This is a genomic window from Rothia santali (assembly GCF_024199905.1).
In the GTDB taxonomy this organism is placed as follows: domain Bacteria; phylum Actinomycetota; class Actinomycetes; order Actinomycetales; family Micrococcaceae; genus Rothia; species Rothia santali.
The window spans coordinates 200,966-220,631 of record NZ_JANAFB010000001.1 but is presented as its reverse complement, the minus strand read 5'-3'; the positions used below and the strand labels follow the sequence as shown (position 1 = coordinate 220,631).

General features: G+C 72.3%; 13 protein-coding genes and 1 pseudogene. 8 read left to right on the top strand and 6 right to left on the bottom strand.

Going from position 1 to position 19,666, the window contains the following annotated elements:
- The 3 genes from NBM05_RS00980 to NBM05_RS00970 all read right to left on the bottom strand — a co-directional run.
- The coding region (locus NBM05_RS00980) for an Ig-like domain-containing protein (protein WP_254164374.1) at window positions 1–6,709 on the bottom strand (6,709 nt) is incomplete at its 3' end.
- Between the two features lie 273 nt (window positions 6,710–6,982).
- Window positions 6,983–7,765 carry a copper chaperone PCu(A)C gene (locus tag NBM05_RS00975; RefSeq protein ID WP_254164372.1) on the bottom strand — a complete coding sequence of 261 codons (783 nt, stop codon included), beginning with the start codon at window positions 7,763–7,765 and terminating at the stop codon, window positions 6,983–6,985.
- 29 nt (window positions 7,766–7,794) lie between these two features.
- The gene (locus tag NBM05_RS00970; protein WP_254164370.1) at window positions 7,795–8,289 is read right to left on the bottom strand and encodes a MarR family winged helix-turn-helix transcriptional regulator; all 495 of its coding nucleotides are present in this window, start codon (window positions 8,287–8,289) and stop codon (window positions 7,795–7,797) included.
- Between the two features lie 154 nt (window positions 8,290–8,443).
- Here NBM05_RS00970 and NBM05_RS00965 point away from each other — a divergent pair, with 154 nt between their 5' ends.
- Window positions 8,444–8,806, top strand: a complete 363-nt coding sequence (locus NBM05_RS00965) for a hypothetical protein (RefSeq protein ID WP_254164368.1) — start codon at window positions 8,444–8,446, stop codon at window positions 8,804–8,806.
- Window positions 8,807–8,911: 105 nt separating this feature from the next.
- Here the strand turns inward: NBM05_RS00965 and NBM05_RS00960 are convergent, their stop codons facing one another.
- Window positions 8,912–9,454 (bottom strand): TetR/AcrR family transcriptional regulator, encoded by a 543-nt coding sequence (locus NBM05_RS00960; RefSeq protein ID WP_254164366.1) that lies wholly within the window; start codon window positions 9,452–9,454, stop codon window positions 8,912–8,914.
- A gap of 99 nt (window positions 9,455–9,553) precedes the next feature.
- On the opposite strand from NBM05_RS00960, the gene NBM05_RS00955 reads away from it, so the two are divergent.
- Both NBM05_RS00955 and NBM05_RS00950 read left to right on the top strand, forming a co-directional pair.
- Window positions 9,554–11,074, top strand: coding sequence for an MFS transporter (locus tag NBM05_RS00955; protein WP_254164364.1), 1,521 nt, complete (start codon window positions 9,554–9,556; stop codon window positions 11,072–11,074).
- A 149-nt stretch (window positions 11,075–11,223) separates the two neighbouring features.
- On the top strand, window positions 11,224–12,156 hold the full coding sequence (locus tag NBM05_RS00950; protein ID WP_254164362.1) for a sulfite exporter TauE/SafE family protein: 933 nt from the start codon (window positions 11,224–11,226) through the stop codon (window positions 12,154–12,156).
- A 685-nt stretch (window positions 12,157–12,841) separates the two neighbouring features.
- On the opposite strand, the pseudogene NBM05_RS00945 reads toward NBM05_RS00950, so the two are convergent.
- Window positions 12,842–13,639 (bottom strand): annotated as a pseudogene (locus NBM05_RS00945) (LysR substrate-binding domain-containing protein); the annotation flags it as partial.
- A gap of 156 nt (window positions 13,640–13,795) precedes the next feature.
- Here NBM05_RS00945 and NBM05_RS00940 point away from each other — a divergent pair.
- The 5 genes from NBM05_RS00940 (at window position 13,796) to NBM05_RS00920 (ending at window position 18,367) form a co-directional block, all read left to right on the top strand.
- On the top strand, window positions 13,796–14,848 hold the full coding sequence (locus NBM05_RS00940) for an EamA family transporter (protein WP_254164360.1): 1,053 nt from the start codon (window positions 13,796–13,798) through the stop codon (window positions 14,846–14,848).
- Between the two features lie 9 nt (window positions 14,849–14,857).
- Window positions 14,858–15,268 carry a hypothetical protein gene (locus NBM05_RS00935; protein ID WP_254164358.1) on the top strand — a complete coding sequence of 137 codons (411 nt, stop codon included), beginning with the start codon at window positions 14,858–14,860 and terminating at the stop codon, window positions 15,266–15,268.
- A 172-nt stretch (window positions 15,269–15,440) separates the two neighbouring features.
- Window positions 15,441–16,298, top strand: a complete 858-nt coding sequence (locus NBM05_RS00930; RefSeq protein ID WP_254164356.1) for a glutamine amidotransferase — start codon at window positions 15,441–15,443, stop codon at window positions 16,296–16,298.
- Window positions 16,299–16,397: 99 nt separating this feature from the next.
- Window positions 16,398–17,555, top strand: coding sequence for an LLM class flavin-dependent oxidoreductase (locus NBM05_RS00925; RefSeq protein ID WP_254164354.1), 1,158 nt, complete (start codon window positions 16,398–16,400; stop codon window positions 17,553–17,555).
- Window positions 17,552–18,367, top strand: coding sequence for a CE1759 family FMN reductase (locus NBM05_RS00920; RefSeq protein ID WP_254164352.1), 816 nt, complete (start codon window positions 17,552–17,554; stop codon window positions 18,365–18,367). The genes NBM05_RS00925 and NBM05_RS00920 overlap by 4 nt, the downstream gene beginning before the upstream one ends.
- 12 nt (window positions 18,368–18,379) lie before the next feature.
- Here the strand turns inward: NBM05_RS00920 and NBM05_RS00915 are convergent, their stop codons facing one another.
- Entirely contained in the window at window positions 18,380–19,558 is a 1,179-nt protein-coding gene (locus tag NBM05_RS00915; RefSeq protein WP_254164350.1) for a serine hydrolase domain-containing protein, read from the bottom strand.
- Between the last annotated feature and the right edge of the window lie 108 nt (window positions 19,559–19,666).

Here is a 19,666-nt window from a genome sequence, read left to right as displayed (position 1 = left end):
CAGGCTCGGTCGGCTCAGGGTCACCAGATTCCGTGGGCTCCGGATCGCCAGGCTCGGTCGGCTCAGGGTCGCCAGATTCGGTCGGCTCAGGATCACCGGACTCGGTCGGCTCAGGATCACCAGATTCCGTCGGCTCGGGATCGCCAGGCTCGGTCGGCTCAGGGTCACCAGATTCCGTGGGCTCCGGATCGCCAGGCTCGGTCGGCTCCGGGTCACCGGATTCCGTCGGCTCGGGGTCGCCAGATTCCGTGGGCTCCGGATCACCAGACTCCGTCGGTTCCGGATCACCGGATTCGGTCGGCTCGGGATCGCCAGATTCCGTGGGCTCCGGATCACCAGACTCCGTCGGTTCCGGATCACCGGATTCGGTCGGCTCCGGGTCACCGGATTCCGTGGGCTCCGGATCGCCAGGCTCGGTCGGCTCGGGGTCACCGGATTCGGTCGGCTCCGGATCGCCAGGCTCGGTCGGCTCAGGGTCACCAGATTCCGTGGGCTCCGGATCGCCAGGCTCGGTCGGCTCAGGGTCGCCAGATTCGGTCGGCTCAGGATCACCGGACTCGGTCGGCTCAGGATCACCAGATTCTGTCGGCTCGGGATCGCCAGGCTCGGTCGGCTCCGGGTCACCAGATTCCGTGGGCTCAGGATCGCCAGGCTCGGTCGGCTCCGGGTCACCGGATTCCGTCGGCTCGGGGTCGCCAGATTCCGTGGGCTCCGGATCACCAGACTCCGTCGGTTCCGGATCACCGGATTCGGTCGGCTCCGGGTCACCGGATTCCGTGGGCTCCGGATCGCCAGATTCGGTCGGCTCGGGGTCACCGGATTCGGTCGGCTCGGGATCGCCAGATTCCGTCGGCTCCGGATCACCAGATTCCGTCGGCTCCGGATCCCCCGGTTCGTCAGAAGGTTCGATGTCAACCAAAATCGCAGCCTCGCCCCGGTTCCCGAACTCATCGGCGACGCTGTAGGCGATCGGAGTCGTCGTCCCACTGAAGGAGGCTCTCGGGGTGAACAGGACCCTACCGTTGTTGCTGGGAACCTCGAAAGTTCCTTCGCCATCGACCGTCAGGGTCTTGCCTCGATCGCTGATGACGCCCGCAGACTCGCCCGGAAGCAGCACCACGCTGCTCGGGTCCAGGTCCGGCCCGCCTTCGGCCGGCGAATCGTTGTCGAGCACCACGATCTGCACGGGCTCACCCTGCGGGGTCGTGGCGTCGTCGGCCACCACGTCCGGCTGGAGGACGTTGACGGTCACCGAAATGACCGACTGGGCACTGTTGCCGAAACCATCGGCGACGCTGTACCCGATGGGGCTGGCACTGCCGCTGAATCCGCTCTCGGGGACGAAGCGCACCTGGCCATTGTCGAGGACTTCGTAGACTCCCTGTCCTTCGACCGTCAGGCGCCTGCCGTCCTCCGAGACCGTCCCCCCGGACTCACGGGGCTGCAGCCGGATCGTGGCGGGATCCAGCGCGGGCCCGCCATCACCGGGTGAGTCGTTGAGCAGGACGTCGACCGTCGCCGTCTCACCCTGCTGGATGATCGCGGTATCGACCCTCGCTACCGGCGAGAAGGCCGTCACCGTCACGGACAGGGCCGCCTCGCCGCGGTTGCCGAACTCATCGGCCACGCTGTACCGCACCGGAGCCGCCTCGCCGCTGAAGCCATCCTCCGGGGTGAAGCGGATCCGGCCGTCGTCGAGCACCTCGTAGGAACCCTGACCGGGCACCGTCAGGCGCCGCCCGTCCTCGGACAGCTCGCCACCGGAGCCCCCCACGACCAGACGCACGGTCGAGGGGTCCAGATCAGGTCCGTCCGCGGCCCCGGAGTCGTTGCCGAGGACGTCGATCTCCACGGCCTCGCCCTGCGGGGTCGACGCCGAGTCGTCCGCGATCTCGGGGGTGAAGGTGTTGACCGTGACGGACACCGACGACTCGCCACGATTTCCGAACTCATCCGCCACCGTGTACCGGATGGGAGCCGCCTCGCCGCTGAAGTTACCCTCCGGGGTGAAGCGGATGCGGCCGTCGTCGAGCACCTCGTAGCCGCCCTCGCCCGCCACGGTCAGGCGCCGGCCGTCCTCGGACAGCTCACCGCCGGAGCCGCCCGCCAGCAGCCGCACGCTGGCGGGATCCAGCGCGGGGCCACCCTCACCGGGAGAGTCGTTGCCCAGCACGTCGATCTCCACCGGCTCACCCTGGTCGGTGATCGCGGTGTCGGGGTTGATCGAGGGGCTGAAGGTGTTGACGGTGACGGAGATCGACGACTCGGCGCGGTTCCCGAAGCCGTCCGCCACGCTGTAGCGCACCGGGGCGACGTCGCCGCTGAAGCTCCCCTCCGGGGTGAAGCGGATGCGGCCGTCGTCGAGCACCTCGAAGACGCCCTGGCCGGGCACCGTCAGGCGCCGCCCGTCCTCGGACAGCTCACCATCGGAATCACCGGCGAGCAGCCGCACGCTGGAGAGGTCCAGTGCGGGGCCACCCTCGCCGGGAGAGTCGTTGCCCAGCACGTCGATCTCCACCGGCTCACCCTGATCGGTGACGGCCAGGTCGGCCTGCGCGCTCGGGGCGAACGCCTCGACCGTCACGGTGATCGACGACTCGGCGCGGTTCCCGAAACTATCGGCCACGCTGTAGCGCACCGGGGCCGCCTCGCCGCTGAAGCCGCCCTCCGGGGTGAACCGCACCTGGCCGTCGTCGAGCACCTCGTAGACGCCCTCGCCCTCGACCGTCAGGCGCTTGCCGCCCTCGGAGACCGTACCGCCGGATTCCCCGGCCAGCAGCTCGACGCTGGAGGGATCGAGCGCGGGGCCGTCCTCCGCGGGGTCGTCGTTGTCGAGGACGCCGATCTCCACGGCCTCACCCTGACGGGTCGACGCCGTGTCGGCTTCCGCCGTCGGGCTGAAGCTGTCGACGGTCACCGCGAGCGCCGCCTCGGCGCGATTGCCGAAGCGATCGGCCACGCTGTACCGCACCGGGGCAGCCTCGCCGCTGAAGCTCCCCTCCGGGGTGAAGCGGATCCGGCCGTCGTCGAGCACCTCGTAGGAGCCCTCGCCCTGCACGGTCAGGCGCCGGCCGTCCTCGGACAGCTCGCCGCCCGACTGGCCCACGACGAGCCGCACCGAAGCGGGGTTCAGTCCGGGGCCGCCCTCGGCGGGAGAGTCGTTCTCCAGGACCTCGACGTCGACGGGCTCGCCCTGGCGGGTGGTGGCCGCGTCGTCCGCGGCCGCCGGGGAGAAGACGTTGACGTTCACGGAGATCGACGACTCGCCGCGGTTTCCGAACTCGTCCGCGACGCTGTACCCGACCGGCGTGGTCGGCCCGCTGAAGTTCCCCTCCGGGGTGAAGCGGATCCGGCCGTCGTCGAGCACCTCGTAGACGCCCTCGCCCTCGACCGTCAGGCGCTTACCGCTCTCGGAGACCGTGCCGCCGGACCCGGCCGGCCGCAGCTCGACGCTGGACGGGACGAGCGCGGGGCCGCCGTCGGCCGGCGAGTCGTTGCCGAGCACGTCGATCTCCGTCGCCTCGCCCTGGTCCGTGAGCGCGGTGTCGGGGTTGATCTCGGGAGCGAACGCCGCGACCGTCACGCTGATCGACGACTCGCCGCGGTTTCCGAACTCATCGGCCACGCTGTACCGGACCGGCGCCGCCTCGCCGCTGAAGCTTCCCTCCGGGGTGAACCGGACCCGGCCGCTCTCGAGCACCTCGTAGACGCCCTGACCGGGCACCGTCAGGCGCCGGCCGTCCTCGGACAGCTCGCCGCCGGACTCCCCGGCGAGCAGGCGCACGCTGGCGGGATCCAGCGCGGGGCCGCCCTCGCCGGGCGAGTCGTTGCCCAGCACGTCGATCTCGGTGGCCTCGCCCTGGCGGGTCGTGGCCTCGTCGGCCTCGATGCTCGGGGAGAAGGTCTCCACCGTCACGGTGAGCGTCGACTGGCCGCGGTTGCCGAAGCGGTCCGCGACGCTGTATCCGACCGGCGCCGCCTCGCCGCTGAAGCTGCCCTCCGGCGTGAACCGGACCCGGCCGCTCTCGAGCACTTCGTAGACGCCCTGACCGGGCACGACGAGCCGCTTGCCGCCCTCCGAGACCGTGCCCCCGGACTCGCCCGGCTGCAGCTGCACGCTGGCGGGATCCAGCGCGGGGCCGCCCTCGCCCGGCGAGTCGTTGCCCAGCACGTCCACCTCGGTGGCCTCGCCCTGGCGGGTCGTCCCGCGGTCGGGCTCCGCCGAGGGGGTGAAGACGTTGACCGTCACCGAGACGGTCGCCTCGGCGCGGTTGCCGAAGCCGTCGGCCACGCTGTATCCCACCGGAGCGACGTCGCCGCTGAAGCTGCCCTCGGGGGTGAAGCGGATCCGGCCGCCGTCGAGCACCTCGTAGACGCCCTGGCCGGAGAGGGCCAGGCGCCGGCCGTCCCCGGAGACCGTGCCGCCCGAGTCCCGGGCGAGCAGGCGGACGCTCGCGGGGTCGAGCGCCGGGCCGCCCTCGCCGGGCGCGTCGTTGCCGAGCACCTCGAGGTCGACGGGCTCACCCTGCTCGGTCGTCGCGGAGTCGTCCGCCGCCGCGGGGCTGAACGGGTTGACCGTCACGGTGATCGACGACTCGGAGCGATTCCCGAAGCCGTCGGCGACGCTGTACCCGACCGGGGAGGCCTGACCGCTGAAGCTCCCCTCCGGGGTGAAGCGCACCCGTCCGTCGGCGAGCACCTCGTAGGCGCCCTGGCCCGGCACGACGAGCCGCTTGCCGTCTTCAGAGACCGTGCCGCCCGAGGTGCCCGGGCTCAGCTGCACGCTGCCGGCGTCGAGGGCGGGTCCGCCCTGCTCCGGCGAGTCGTTGCCCAGCACGTCGACGTCGACCGCCTCGCCCTGGTCGGTGCTCGCGGCGTCCGGCTCCACCACGGGGGAGAACGGATCCACCACCACGGTGATCCGCGACTCGCTGCGGTTCCCGGACCGGTCCGCGACGCTGTAGCCCACCGGCGTCGTCGTCCCGCTGAAGTCGCGGGCGGGGGTGAAGTGCACCCGGCCGTCGGCGAGGACCTCGTAGATGCCCTCGCCCTCGACCGTCAGTCGCTTGTTGCCGTCGCCGGACACGATGCCGTCCGACTCCCCCGGCGAGAGCTGGACGCTCGAGGGGTTCAGCGGGATGCCGGTCTCGGCGGGCGAGTCGTTGGCCAGCACGTCGATGTTCACGTCCTGGTTCTGCCGCGTCCTGGCGGTGTCGGCCTCCAGGATCGGGTCGACGGCCTCGACCGTCACGTCGAGCGTCGACTCGCCGCGGTTGCCGAACTGGTCCGCGACGCTGTACCCGATCTGCGCCGCCTGTCCGACGAAGTAGCTGTTGGGGGTGAAGCGCACCCGGCCGTTGTCCTGGACGTCGTAGGTGCCCTCGCCCGGGACGGAGAGCCGCTTGCCCCCGTTGGAGACCGTGCCGCTGCTGCGGCCCGGCGTCAGCTGGACGCTTGTGGGGTCCAGCGCGGGCCCACCCTGGCCGGGAGAGTCGTTGCCGAGGACGTTGATGTCCACGGCGTCGCCGCGTTCGGTGGTCGCCGTGTCGGGGCGCGCCACCGGGGAGGGGGTGTTCTCGACGGTGACCGTGAGGGTCGAGCGCGCGGTGCTGCCGTTGGTGTCGGTGATCTGGTACGGCAGGGCCGGCGTCGTTCCCACGAAGGAGGAGACCGGCGTGAAGACCACGTTGTTGGCGCTGTTGACGCGCCAGGAGCCGACGCCGGGCAGGTCGGCCCGCCGCCCGTCGCTCTCCGCGGAGCCGCCCGCGGGCGCCTGCAGGCGCAGCCGCGCGCGGTCCACGCTGTACCCGGTGGGGGCCGAGTCGTTGCCCTGAACGTCCTGAGTCACCGGGGTGTTCCGGCCGGTGGTGGTCCGGTCCGGGACCGCGGTGGGGAGGGGAACGTCCGGCAGGGTCGCGAACATGGTCCACTCGTCGCCGTTGCCCTGAGCCGTCGGCGTGATGGCCTGCGAGGAGTTGTTGTTGCCCCGGATGGAGAGGTTGAAGGTCAGGGTGGTGATGCCCTGGCCGTTGACTCGGACGCTGCCGCAGCCGGCGGTGCCGTTGTTCTGGAACTGTCCGCTCGCCGAGTTGCACGCCGGCGTGGGACGGGAGGACTGCGGGCGGATCGTGCGCCCGTTCTCGACCGCGAGGTTGGTGCCGCTGAGGGAGGTGAGGGAGAGTCCGGCGGTCGTGAGCTCGGCGGCCACGGCGTAGGACACGCTGGCGGTGGCGCTGCCCTCGCCGGCGCCCATGCCCGCCACGTGGATCACGGGGTTGTCGACGGGCTTGTCGAAGGTGAGGGTGATGGTGCCCAGGTTGGGGCAGACCGTCGTCGTGTTCGCGGCGAACCTGCAGTTGACCGACGGGGTGAGCAGCTGCGGCATCGAGGTGCCCGCGGGAATGGTCTCCGAGTACATCGACTGGCTCCCGCTCTTTGCGGGGAAGGTCGCGGTGGTCTGCGAGGCTCGCACGGTGGGGCCGCTCACGGACGTCGTGGCGTTCACCGTCTGCGCGTCGGTCTGTGTGAACTGCTGGGTGTATCCACCGCCGGAGGCAACCGCGCCCGCGACGCGCGCCGCGTACGCCGCGGGAGCCGTCGAGACCGCCAGTCCGGACCACAGCAGGAACGACGCCGTGGAGATGGCCAGCCACCTTTTGGCCGAGGCCCTCTTGTTGGTCTTCCCTTCGACATTGAAAAGAGGATTCACCCGTCACGCACCAATAAAATCATCGACAAAATACCAGGATTTATTTCTCACAAAAATGCGGCCGATAGACATCATGCCTTGTCAGACCGCACCGTGAAAAAATTATCATGGCATTCAGGCAACACCAAGGTTCGCTCGCGCGAAGCGACGGGTGGACCATGAGGAAAAGACGAGGGTACCTGTTTCAGGCGACGATGGTATTCGATTCACCGACGCGCCGGTCCTTTGAGTTGACTTCGCGATCGACCCTCGGTACGGCGACGGCCGGGAATGCTACCCGGAACACGGGGCAAGCGCAGCGCCCCCGGAAGGCTCGCCCCCCGGCCCGGAGCCCGCGGCATCGGCCCCGGCCCCCTCGGCGGACCCCGCGGGCGCCGGCTCGCCGAGCGACTCGACGGAGATGCCGTCGGGCTCGCCCGGTGACGAGTCGTCGATCTCGTCCTCCGTGTAGTCCCGGACCGGCAGGGGAACGCTCAGGACCAGGCCGTCCTCGGTGCGGAGGGCGACGTCGACCTCCCCTCCCGCGCGCAGGGAGCAGGTCAGGCCCCGGAGCATCAGGTGATCCCCGCCCGGCTGCAGGAGGAGCTCCTCGCCGGGACGGAGAGTGAACCCGCCCTCCACGGCCGCCATGGAGGGCGTGCCGGCCTCGCTTCTGGAAGATTCGTGTAATTCCACGGACTCCGCGGCGGTCGAGGTGGCCGCAACGAGGGTGATCTCGCGATCGGAGGCGTTGACGACGACGCCGAAGGCCTCGCTGTCGCCGGACTCCGCGGCCTCGACCCACTGCCCGGAGACCGTCAGGCCGGACCCGTCCCCGGCCGCGGCGGAGGGCGCCGGGTCCGCGGCGGCGGGGTCGCCCTCCGCGCCGGCGTCGTCCGGCCCCCGCTCCCCGCAGGCGGAGAGGAGCAAGGCGGCGATCAGGGCGAGCGATCCGGCGGTCAGGGACCGCCGCGGCTTCGCGAGGGCCCGGTCCCACCGCGGGGCCTCGTCACGCCGATCGCGCCTCGGGGATCCGCCCCGGGGCATGGCCGGCTCCGGCAGCGCCTGTGATCTCATGCACACAGGCTACCCCCGGCGCGGGTGCCTCAGGAGGATTGCGTGATGCTCTCCGTCATCTGGCGCAGGAAGCGGGCGACCGTGGCCCGCTCGGGGCCGGTCATCCGCTCGACGACCTCGAACATCTTCTGGTGCATGTTCCGGAGGGTCTCCCGCACCTCTTTCTCGCCGAACTCGGTGGGGTTGACGGCCACCGACCTCCGGTCCCTGGGGTGGGCGATCCGTTCGGCGTAGCCGTCCCGGCACAACCGGTCCACGAGGGCGCTGGCCGAGGCCCCCGTGATCGAGAGCATCGTGGCGAGGTCCTTCTGCCGAAGTACCTCCCCGGCGGAGCGCGCCGCCAGGATGTAGCGCAGGGCGAGGATGTCCTTCTCACCCATGCTCATGTCCTCGCGGATCTGCGAGCGCATCCTGGTCTCGGTCTCCCGATAGGCCCGGAGCAGGTTGAGGACCTCGATGGCGGTGGCGCTCTCCTCCCCGTCGGAGTACCAGAAGTGCCCATCGTCTCGGCGCTGCTCGACCATTGCCTTCCCATCTTCCTCGCGACGCGGCCTCGCGGCCCTTGTTGACAACAATCGTTAGTCTATCTAATAGTTAGAAGGGCTACAAACGAGCCCAGCACCGACGCCCGCCGACGAGCGTCTGGCGAGACGACCCGAGCCCGGAAAGGGGCTACCCGTGAGCATCACCGCCGAGCCGCACCGCCCGATCACCTCCGAGAAGACCGCCCCCTCGGTCAGCTGGGACGCGATGCTGGGCACCCTGGCCGACGCGGCGAGCTGCGGGATCCGCGTCTACCCCTCGGTCGCGCGGGCCGACTTCAGCATCACCGGCGCGCCCGGCGAGCTCAGCGTCTCGGTGGACCTCGTGGTCCTGGCCGGCGGCGACTCGTCGCGCATCCTGCGCGAGGTCGACGGCGAGGTCATCCCCGGCCTGGAGAAGATCGTCGGCCACGAGTTCGCCCAGCGGGACCTGAACCTCCAGGTCATCGAGAAGCCGCTGGTCATCGACGCGAAGGACGAGCTCACCAAGGCCGCCTGAGGCCCCCAGCATCCCCGCAGCGGCCCGGAGAGCGCGACGGCGACCCGGGGCGCGGAGAGCGCGCGCCAGCCGGATCGGAGCGCGGCCGCGACCCGCAGCGCCCCGTCAGACCCCGCTCTTGAGCCGCTCGACGACGCCCAGCAGCTGCTCGATCTCCGCCCGCCGGTCCTCGACCGACTCCGCCGGGCCCAACCCCGAGGTCAGCGCGGCCGTGTAGTACAGCCCGTCCCCGATCAGCAGGATCGCCCGCGCGATCGCCCGGTTCCCGACCTCCTCGACGATCAGCTCCAGCCACCGCTCGTGGATCTCCTCGATGACCTGCCGGGCGCGGGGGTGCGCCTCCTGCCCGAGCTGCAGCGTGGCCACGAGCGCGCGGTCGAGCCCCGACTCCTCGTAGACGGAGGTGCGCACGTAGTAGGCGGAGCAGCCGTCGGGCGCCGCCCTCATCGCGGCCACGTCCTCCTCGGCCATCTCCTGCAGGCGCCCCAGGATGCCCTCGGCGAGGGCGTTCTTGTCCCGGAAGTGGTAGAGCAGGCCGCCCTTGGACACCTCGGCCCGAGCGGCCACGGCGTCCAGGGTCGCGGCGCGCTCGCCCTCCTCGATGAGGATCGACTCGTACGCGTCAAGGATCTTGCTGCGGGCACTCATGATCCCGACCATATCCCCCTTGCGCCCAACCGTCCAGACGGTACAGTAGTCAGCGGGCCACATCCCGGCCCGCTTTCCGTTCCGTCCTGGGGAGAAATCTTGCTCACCGCCACCGCACGCACCCGCCGCGGCGTCGGACACACCCGACGCTGGGCCGCCCTCGTCGTGCTCATGCTGCCCGTCCTGCTGGTCGCCGTGGACAACACGGTGCTGTCCTTCGCGCTGCCGCCGATCTCCGAGGCGCTGCGCCCCTCCGGCAACCAGCTGCTGTGGATCGTGGACGTGTATCCGCTCGTCCTCGCGGGCCTGCTGGTGCCGATGGGCAGCCTCGGGGACCGGATCGGGCGGCGTCGGCTCCTGCTGGTCGGCGGGACGGGCTTCACCGTCGTCTCGGCCGCCGCGGCCTTCGCGCCCGACGCCGCGTGGCTGATCGCCGCGCGCGCGGGCATGGGCCTGTTCGGCGCGATGCTGATGCCCTCGACCCTCTCGCTGATCCGCAACATCTTCACGGACCCCACCGAGCGCCGGACCGCGATCGCGATCTGGGCCGCGGGCTTCTCCGGGGGCGCGGCCCTCGGGCCGATCGTGGGCGGGTTCCTCCTCGAGCACTTCTTCTGGGGCTCCGTGTTCCTGCTGGCCGTGCCCGTCATGGTGCCGCTGCTGGTGCTGGGCCCGCTCCTGGTGCCCGAGTCCCGCGACCCCCGGCCGGGCCCCATCGACCCCCTGAGCATCCTGCTGGTCATGCTGACCATGACGCCGCTGGTCTACGGGATCAAGACCTTCTCGACCCACGGCGTCGGACTCGAGTCGATCCTGGCGGTGCTGGTCAGCCTCGCGGCCGGCATCGCGTTCGTGCGGCGCCAGCTGCGCGGCAGGGAGCCGATGCTGGACGTGCGGCTGTTCGCCAACCCCGTGTTCTCCGGGGCGGTCTCGGCCAACCTGCTCAGCGTGTTCTCGCTGGTGGGCTTCCTGTACTTCGTGTCCCAGCACCTGCAGCTGGTCAGCGGGCGCTCCCCCATGGAGGCCGGGTTCTTCCTGGTGCCGGGGCTGGCGCTGACGATCATGGCGGGGCTCGCGGTGGTGCCGATCGTGCGGCGGGTCCGGCCCGCGTACGTCGTCGCGAGCGGGCTGCTGCTCAACGTCGCCGGGTTCGCCGTGATCGGGTTCGCGGGGCCGCTGGGCTCGGACCTGGGCCTGATCATCGCGTTCATGGTGCTGGGCGCCGGCATCGGCGCCGCGGAGACGATCTCCAACGACCTGATCCTGAGCGCCGTCCCCGCCCACAAGGCGGGCGCCGCCTCGGCGATCTCGGAGACCGCGTACGAGACGGGCGCGGTGCTCGGCACGGCCGTGCTCGGCTCGATCCTGAACGCCGCCTACCGGGCCCACGTGGAGATCCCGGCCGGCGTGCCGGGCGACGCGGCCGAGTCCGCGCGCGAGACCCTCGGCGGCGCGGCCCAGGTCTCCGGCGGCCTGCCCGCCGAGCTGGCGGGACCGCTCATGGACTCGGCGCGGCACGCCTTCGACTCCGGCGTCGCGATCACCTCGGGGATCGGCGTGGTGCTGATGCTCGCGGCGACCGTGATCGCGCTGCGCACCCTGCGCTCGGCGCGGAGCTAGGGGCCGACGACGCCGGATCACCCGGCCATCTGACGTCGCGTTGCGCAACGTGGATTCATCCCGCGACGTCGTGTGACTCATCGTTGGGACCGGGCGCCCCGGCTTCCTAGAGTGATCCCACTGATCACCCTCGGAAGCGGAGCCCCCTCATGCGCAAACTCATCATCCTGGCCCTGATCGGGCTGGCCGCGCAGCTCGTGGACGGGTCGCTGGGCATGGCCTACGGCGTCACCTCCTCGACCCTGCTGCTGACCGTGGGCCTCGCCCCGGCCGCCGTCTCCGCGACCGTGCACCTGGCCGAGATCGGCACGACGCTGGCCTCCGGCGCCTCGCACTGGAAGTTCGGGAACATCGACTGGCGGATCGTCGGGTTCATGGCCGTGCCCGGCGGCGTCGCCGCGTTCTTCGGCGCCAACGTGCTGACGGCCTCGGGCGACGCCGCCGCCCCGATCATGTCGGTCATCCTGCTGGGCCTGGGGGTCTACGTCGTCTGGCGCTTCCTGCGGCTGCCGGACCGGCGGCCGAGCTTCACGGGCAAGGTGCCGGGCTTCCTGCTGGTCCCCCTGGCCGGCGTCGCCGGGTTCATGGACGCGATCGGCGGGGGCGGCTGGGGCCCGGTCGGGACGCCGACCCTGCTGGCCTCGGGGAAGATCCACCCGCGCAAGGTCATCGGTTCGATCGACGCCTCGGAGTTCGTGGTGAGCGTGGGCGCCTCGGTGGGCTTCCTGCTGGCGCTCGGCCACCAGGGCATCAACCTGCCGTTCGTGCTCGCCCTGCTGGTGGGCGGGGTCATCGCGGCACCGATCGCCGCCTACCTGGTGCGCTGGCTCGCCCCGCGGATCCTCGCCGTGGGCGCCGGCGGGCTGATCATCCTGACCAACACCCGGACCCTGCTGCGCACCGACGCCGCGGGCGAGGTGGTCCCGGCCGGCGTCGGCCCTGCGATCCTCCTGATCGTGGCGCTCGCCTGGGCCGCCGGGATCGTGTGGGTGATCCGCAAGGAGGTCGCGGGCCGGCGGGCCGAGCGGTCCGCGGCGGGCGCGGCGGCGCGCGACGCCGTGGGCAGCGACGTCGAGCGCTGAGGCGGTGGGCGCCGGGGCGTCGAGCGCTGAGGCGGCGGGTGCTGGGACACCGAGCGCCGAGGCGCACGCGCGCGGTGAGAGCACGACGCTGAAGCGGCCGGCGCGACACTGAGGCGGTGAGCGCGACGCTGTGCCGGCCGGCATGGCGCGGAGTCCGCGGCGAGGAGGCCGAGGATGTCGAGCAGAGATCGCGTCGGGCGGATACATGTGCTGCTCTGAGCTCGGCTTTTTCGGAGGTATCGTTCCGGAGACCAGCGCCCGGGTTCCGTGAGCGCCTCCGGTCATCGGCGGTCCCCGACGGGGTGGCAGACGTCCCCGACGGGATGGCGGAGGTCCACGGAAGCAAAGCTCCGAAAAGCGCTAGTTGGCGACACCCCATGGTGTTTCCCCGCGAGCTACGGACGTCATGCCGCTCGGCGCGCCTGGACCGGCGCCGCCGCCACCAGGGCCCGCGTCGCCGCCAACCGCACCCACGCCGTCGCCACCCGAGCCACGCCGACGCGACCGCATCCGACCCCGGCACCAGCACCGGCCCGGAGCCCACCGCCCGGGTCCAGCCACCGTCACCGCCCGCCGCGCGCCCCTCGAGCGCCCAGGCCGGCCGCGGCGCCCGCTCCCGCGCGGCGGACTCGGCGAAGGCCGCGCGGCAGGCCAGGACCGCCGGATGCTGGGCCCGGCCGCTGCGCACCGCGGTGTACAGCGTGCGCCGCGGGTCTCCGGGCAGCCCCACCAGCCGCGTGCCCTCGAGGTGCTGGACCGCGATCAGCGCCGGGATGAACGCCACGGCGTGCCCCGTCCGCACCAGCTGCGCCTGCAGCAGCGGGTTGAGGGTGTCGAAGTGCGCGCGGGGCTCGAAGCCGACGCCGCGGCACGTCGCCCGCGCCCACCGCCCGCTCGCGGCCTCGGGCGGATCCACCGCCCAGGGCGCGCCGGCCAGGTCGGAGAGGTGCCGGGGCCGCTCGGCCAGGGGCCCGTCCAGGGGCAGCACCAGGTGCAGGGGGTCGGTCAGCAGGTCCACCCGATCCACCCCGGGGTGGACCGGGTCCGGCAGGCCGGGGTACTCCTCGCCGAGGATGACGTCGAACTCGTGGGAGAGCAGGCCCTCGTACGCCGGCCCCACCTCCCGCTCGGCGATCTGCACCTCCAGCTCGGGGTGTCGCTCCCGCAGCAGGCTCAGGGCCGTGGGCGCGATGGTCAGCAGCGCGCTCTGGAAGGAGGCCATGCGCAGGGTCCCGGCGACCCGCTCCTGCGACGTCGCGAGCTCGGCCTCGGCCAGCTCGAGCCGCGCCAGGAGGGCCTCGGTGTGCCCGACCAGGTTCACCGCCTCGTCGGTCAGCCGCACCCCGCGCCCCACGTGCTGGAGCAGCGTGGTCCCGGTCTCCCGCTCGAGCAGCCCCAGCTGCTGCGAGACCGCCGACGGCGTGTAGGACAGCGTCCTGGCCACCTCGGCCAGCGTGCCGAGGCGGTGCAGCTCGCGCAGCATCCGCAGGCGGTGGATGTTCAGCATCCCGGCTCCCGTCGTTAAGTTCTGCTCACCATTGTGCGTTAGAAGCATTCGCTGGACTATTCATTGTCCCCCGGCCCATGCTGAAGGCATGCCCATCACCTCTCGCACCCCCGCCTGCCCGGGAGCCGCCGCATGACCACCCGCACCGATGCCTCGCCCCGCCTCGGCGGCGGCGTCGCGCTCGTCGTCGGCTCCTGCTTCTCCCTGCAGTTCGGCGCCGCGATCGCCACCCACCTGTTCCCCCTCCTCGGCGCGTGGGGGGTGACCTCCCTACGCATGCTCATGGGCGCGGCGATCCTGCTGATCGCGGTGCGCCCCCGCATGCTCGGGTGGTCGTGGCCGCAGTGGCGCGCCGTCATCCTGTTCGGCGCGGCGCTGGCGGGCATGAACGGCTTCTTCTACGCCTCGATCGACCGGATCCCGCTGGGCGCGGCGGTCGCGGTCGAGTTCCTCGGGCCCCTCGTGCTGGCCGCGGTGCTCTCGCGGCGCGCCGTCGACTACGCGATGGTCGGCGTTGCGCTGGCCGGCATGTGCATCCTGGGGCTGGAGAGCTTCCTGACCGCCGACTCCCTGGACCCCCTCGGGGTCCTGTTCGCCCTGATCGCGGGCGCCTTCTGGGCCGGCTACGTGCTCTCGAGCGCGCACGTGGGGCAGGCGGTCCCCGGCACGGGCGGGTTGGCGGCGGCCATGGGCGTGGCCACCGTGATGGTGCTGCCCATCGGGGCCTCCAGCGCCGTCCAGGCCTTCGCCGACTGGCGGATCCTGCTGCTCGCGGCCGTCACCGGCCTGCTGGCGTCGGTCATCCCCTACACCCTCGAGCTCGCGGCCCTGCGGAAGCTGCCGCGCAACGTCTTCAGCATCCTGCTCAGCCTCGAGCCGGCCATCGCGGCCCTCGCGGGCTGGCTCCTGCTCTCCCAGACCACCGGGCTCCTGCGATGGGTCGCGATCGCGCTGGTCATCGTCGCGAGCGTGGGCATCACGGCGTCCAGCTCCCGCCCACGGAAGCCCCGGGACGCCGGGGCCGCCGGGCAGGAGCCGCCGGTGGTCGAGCTGGGGACCGGCGTGCTGCCGGTCATCGAGCCCGAGGACGGGGAGGAGTCCGTCCTGGGCATCAGGACCGGCGCGCTCCCCGTGGTCCGCTCCGAGGAGGACGACGCCGGTGACGCCGGCACCCCGCGCCGCTAGGCTCGGACCATGAGAGCTTTCGTCTACGAGGACGCCTGCGGCCCCTGCACGCGGCTGGCGCGGATCATGGCCCGGCGGTCGGTGCGGCGGGACGGGACGGCGGGGCTCGACGTCGTGCCCTACTCCCGCATCGAATGGCAGCTGGACGAGGGCTCGCGCGCCCGCTTCCCCCGGGAGGCCCTCTACGTGGAGGGCCCCGCACCCACGCCCGACGACGGCGCGCACCTCCCCGAGGGCCTCGGCGACCCGGAGCGCGAGTCCTGGGGCCACGCCGCGGTGGCGCGGGCGCTGCTGGCCTCCGCCCGCCGGCCCGACCGGGCCGTGGGGGGGTTCCTCCTCCACCCGCTGGTCTCCCCGGCGGCCTCGCGGGCCTACCTGGCCATCTCGGGCAACCCGCTGGTCATGAGGCTGAAGGGCTGACGGGACCGGCGGCGTGCGGACCATCCGGCCGAGGGATCGCCCACGCGCGGATCGCCGGTTCGAGAGTCGCCCGCCGGAGGATCACCCGCCCGAGGATCGCCCGCGCGCGGATCGCCGCCCGGAAGGCCGGCCGCGCGCATCGCGGACCCCCGCGGGGACTACGCTGAGCCCTATGCGGCCGTTCCTGCTGATCCAGACCCGTTCCCACGACGACGTCGTGGCCGACGAGCTGTCCTCCACCGCCCGCCTGGGGGGATTCGCCGCGGATCAGCTGGTCTCGCTGCGCCTGGACCGGCTGCTGGACGGCCACCGCGACGCCGGCACGGCCCGCTGCGCCGCCGGTGCCAGCGCCGGCGCCGGTGCCGGCGCCGCTAGGCTCGACGGCGACGACGCCCGCTGCGACGCCGCGCTCGAGCGCCGCCCCCTCGACTGGTCCGCCGTCCTCGACCGGCACGCGGGCGTGATCCTCGGCGGCAGCCCGTTCAACTCCACGGACCCGGAGGATTCCAAGACGCCGCTGCAGCTCCGCGTCGAGGAGGAGCTGCGGCGCATGCTCGACGAGGTCACGGTCCGCGACCACCCCTTCCTCGGCGCGTGCTACGGGGTCGGGACGCTGGGGCTGCACCAGGGCGCCGTCGTCGACGACGTCTACGCCGAGCAGGCCGGCCCCGTGGAGATCACCCTGACCGACGACGGCGCGCGGGACCCCCTGCTCCGCGGGATGCCGCGCTCCTTCCAGGCCTTCGTGGGCCACAAGGAGGCGATCCACCGGCTGCCGGACCACGCCGTCGTGCTGGCCAGCGGCGCCGCGTGCCCGGTGCAGATGTTCCGGGTCGGGCGGAACATGTACGCGACCCAGTTCCACCCCGAGCTCGACCTGGACAGCCTCCTCTATCGCCTGCGGATCTACTCGGACCAGGGCTACTTCGACCCCGAGCGCGCCGAGGAGACGTTCGACGCCGCCCGGGCCGCCGTCGTGGACCAGCCCTCCCGGGTCCTGCGGAACTTCCGCGCGCTGTACGACTCCTGAGTCACAACTTTACAAAGCAACAAAAAATCACCGGGAATAAGCCGCTCCAAGCCGTCGTTCCCTAGATAGTTCAGTTTTGAATGAATCGAGGAGGACCCCATGCAGATCGGCATCTTCAGCGTCGGCGACGTGACCCAGGACCCGACCGACGGCACCACCCCCACCGAGCACGAGCGCATCAAGGCCTCGGTGGCCATCGCGCGGAAGGCCGAGGAGATCGGGCTGGACGTCTTCGCGATCGGCCAGCACCACAACCCGCCGTTCGCGACGTCCTCGCCCACCACCACGCTCGCCTACATCGCCGCGCAGACCGAGAACCTCCTGCTCTCGACCGCGACCACGCTGATCACCACCACCGACCCGGTGCGCATCGCCGAGGACTACGGGATGCTCCAGCACCTGGCGGACGGGCGCGTGGACCTCATGCTCGGCCGCGGCAACACCGGCCCGGTCTACCCCTGGTTCGGCAAGGACATCCGCCAGGGCGTCCCGCTGGCGATCGAGAACTACCACCTGCTGCACCGGCTCTGGCACGAGGAGGTCGTGAACTGGAGCGGGCGGTTCCGCACGCCGCTGCAGTCCTTCACGCTGTCCCCGCAGCCGCTGGACGACGTCGCGCCCTTCGTCTGGCACGGCTCCATCCGCACCCCGGAGATCGCCGAGCAGGCCGCGTACTACGGCGACGGCTTCTTCCACAACAACATCTTCTGGAACAAGGAGTTCACGGGCCAGATGATCGACCTGTACCGCGAGCGCTACGAGCACTACGGCCACGGCGCCGCCGACCAGGCGATCGTGGGCCTGGGCGGCCAGTTCTTCATGCGCCGGAACGCGCAGGAGGCCCGCCGGGAGTTCCACCCGTACTTCGACAACGCCCCGGTCTACGGCCACGGCCCCACCATGGAGGACTTCATGGACCAGACGCCGCTGACGGTCGGGTCGCCGCAGGAGGTCATCGAGAAGACGCTGTCCTTCCGCGAGTACGCCGGCGATTACCAGCGCCAGCTGTTCCTGGTGGACCACGCGGGCCTGCCGCTGAAGACCGTGCTGGAGCAGCTGGACCTGTTCGGCGAGGAGGTGCTGCCCGTGCTGCGCAGGGAGTACGACGCCGCCCGCCCGGCCCACGTGCCCGAGGCTCCCACGCACGCCTCGCTCGTCGAGCGGCGCCGCGCGGGCGCCGACCCGGTGCCCGGCGGCCGCGACGACTCGCCGGCCGGCCGGGAGCGCACGGCCGCGCGGACCGGGGCGGACGCATGACCGCCGCGCCCACGATCGCCGTCGTCACCGCCGGCCTCTCCCAGCCGTCCTCGACCGCCCTGCTCGCGGACCGGCTGGTCGAGGCGGCGCGGGCGGCCCTCCGCGCGGCGGGCGCCGAGCCCCGCGTGGTCCGGATCGACCTGCGCGGCCTCGCCCACGGCATCGCCGACCACCTCACGATGGGCTTCCCGTCCGGGGAGCTGGCCCGGTCGCTGGACGCCCTCCGGGAGGCGGACGCGATCGTCGCGGTGACGCCCACCTTCAAGGCGGGCTACTCCGGCCTGTTCAAGTCCTTCTGGGACCTGGTGCCGGACGGGGAGTTCGACGGCGTCCCCGCGCTCTTGGCCGCGACCGGCGGCACGGCCCGCCACTCGCTGATGATCGACACGGCGTTGCGCCCGCTCTTCGCCTACCTCAAGGCCGACGCCGTCCCCACCGGCGTCTTCGCCGCGACGGACGACTTCGGCGGCGCAGACCCCGACGGCGACGACTCGCTGCAGCGGCGCATCGACCGGGCGGCCGGCGAGCTCGCGGCCCGGGTCCTCTGGCGGGCGGTCGGCTCGCCCACGACGTCGCCCGCCGGCGTCACCGCACGCGGGTCGGCCTTAGCCGTGGACGAGTCGTCACGGGGCAGGCACGACGAATCGCCCTGGCGCGAACATGACGACTCGTCACGAAGCCGACACGACGAGTCGTCACACGGCAACGCCCCGGACCATGACGCCGCCCCGAAGCCACCGCGTCGCCCTAGTCGGCCGGAGGGCCTGCCTCCCCTGCGGGTGACGCCCTTCGAGCGGCTTCTGCAGGGATAGGCCCCCGCGACCTCACCCCGCGAGAGGCGCGGCAGGCCCCGCGCAGAGGGCCTCGTCGAGCGCCGCGGTCACGGCCCGGTACCCTCCCATCAGCGCCTCCACGTCGGTGGGGTCGATGACGGCCGGCGGGAGCGCCGTGACGACGATCGTGACCGCACGGCCGTCCTCGCGCACCGCGTTGCGGCTCTGGTATCCGGGGAAGTCGCCGCCGTGCCCCCAGGCCACGCCCCCGTCGCTGAGCGGGTACTCCTGCAGGCCCAGCCCGTAGCGGACCCCCGGCCAGAAGGTCTCGTCGGCGGGCACCGTCGTCATCATCTCCTCCAACGACGCCGCGCTGGTGAGCTCTCCCCGCAGCAGGGCCTGCATGAAGAGGTTCAGCTCGGCGGGGGTCGAGAGGACGGACCCGGCCGCCCAGGACGAGGACGGATCCGCCCCCGTCCAGTCCTCCAGGCCCCCGTCCGCACCCACGTGGTAGCCCGAGGGGCGCGGCTCGGGAATGCCGCGCTCCCCGCCGCGCGGCATGCGGGTGCGCTCGAGGCCCAGTCGCTCGACGACGCGACGGGTCACCTCGTCCTCGAGGCGCCCGCCCGTCACCCGCTCGACTAGCAGGCCCAGCACCACGTAGTTGGTGTTGCTGTACCCCCACCGCTCCCCCGGGGCGAACGCGGCGGGGTGTCCCAGCGCGAGGTCCAGGAGGTCCCGCGGCGGGATGTCCCGCCAGAACCCGGAGCTCTCGGCGAGGAGGTCTCCCACGTAGTCGGGCAGCCCGGAGGTCTGCTGCAGCAGGTTCCGGACGGTGATCCGCGCGCCGTCGATCCCCTCGCCGCGTAGCAGGCCGGGCAGGTGCTCTTCGACCGGCTCGTCGAGGCGCACGCGGCCCTCGTCGACGAGCTGCAGGACGACGACGGCCGTGAACATCTTCGTGTTGCTCGCGATGCGGACCGTCTCGTCGGGCCGGGCCGGGCGGCCGGTCGCGAGGTCGGCGACCCCGGACGCCCGCGACTCGTGATCCCCCGGCGTCGTGGTGCGCGTGCCGAGGGCGGCGGGGAAGCCGATCTCCACGAGCTCGTCGAGGCGCCGCTGGAAGGCGTCCGGCGCGTCCGTCGGGCCCGTCCCGTCTCGACGGTCGGCCGCCCGGAAGGCGGCGGCGTCGCCGGGAGCCGCGGTGGCCGGAAGGGGGTCGATCGGCATGAAGCTCTCCTGAGTCTGACGCGACCGTTCGCGCCGGGAAGTTGGTGGCGCACGTCGGTGCGCGCGATGATGTCGAAGCCGCCGGGCCGCCGGGCGGGTTCCTCGGCC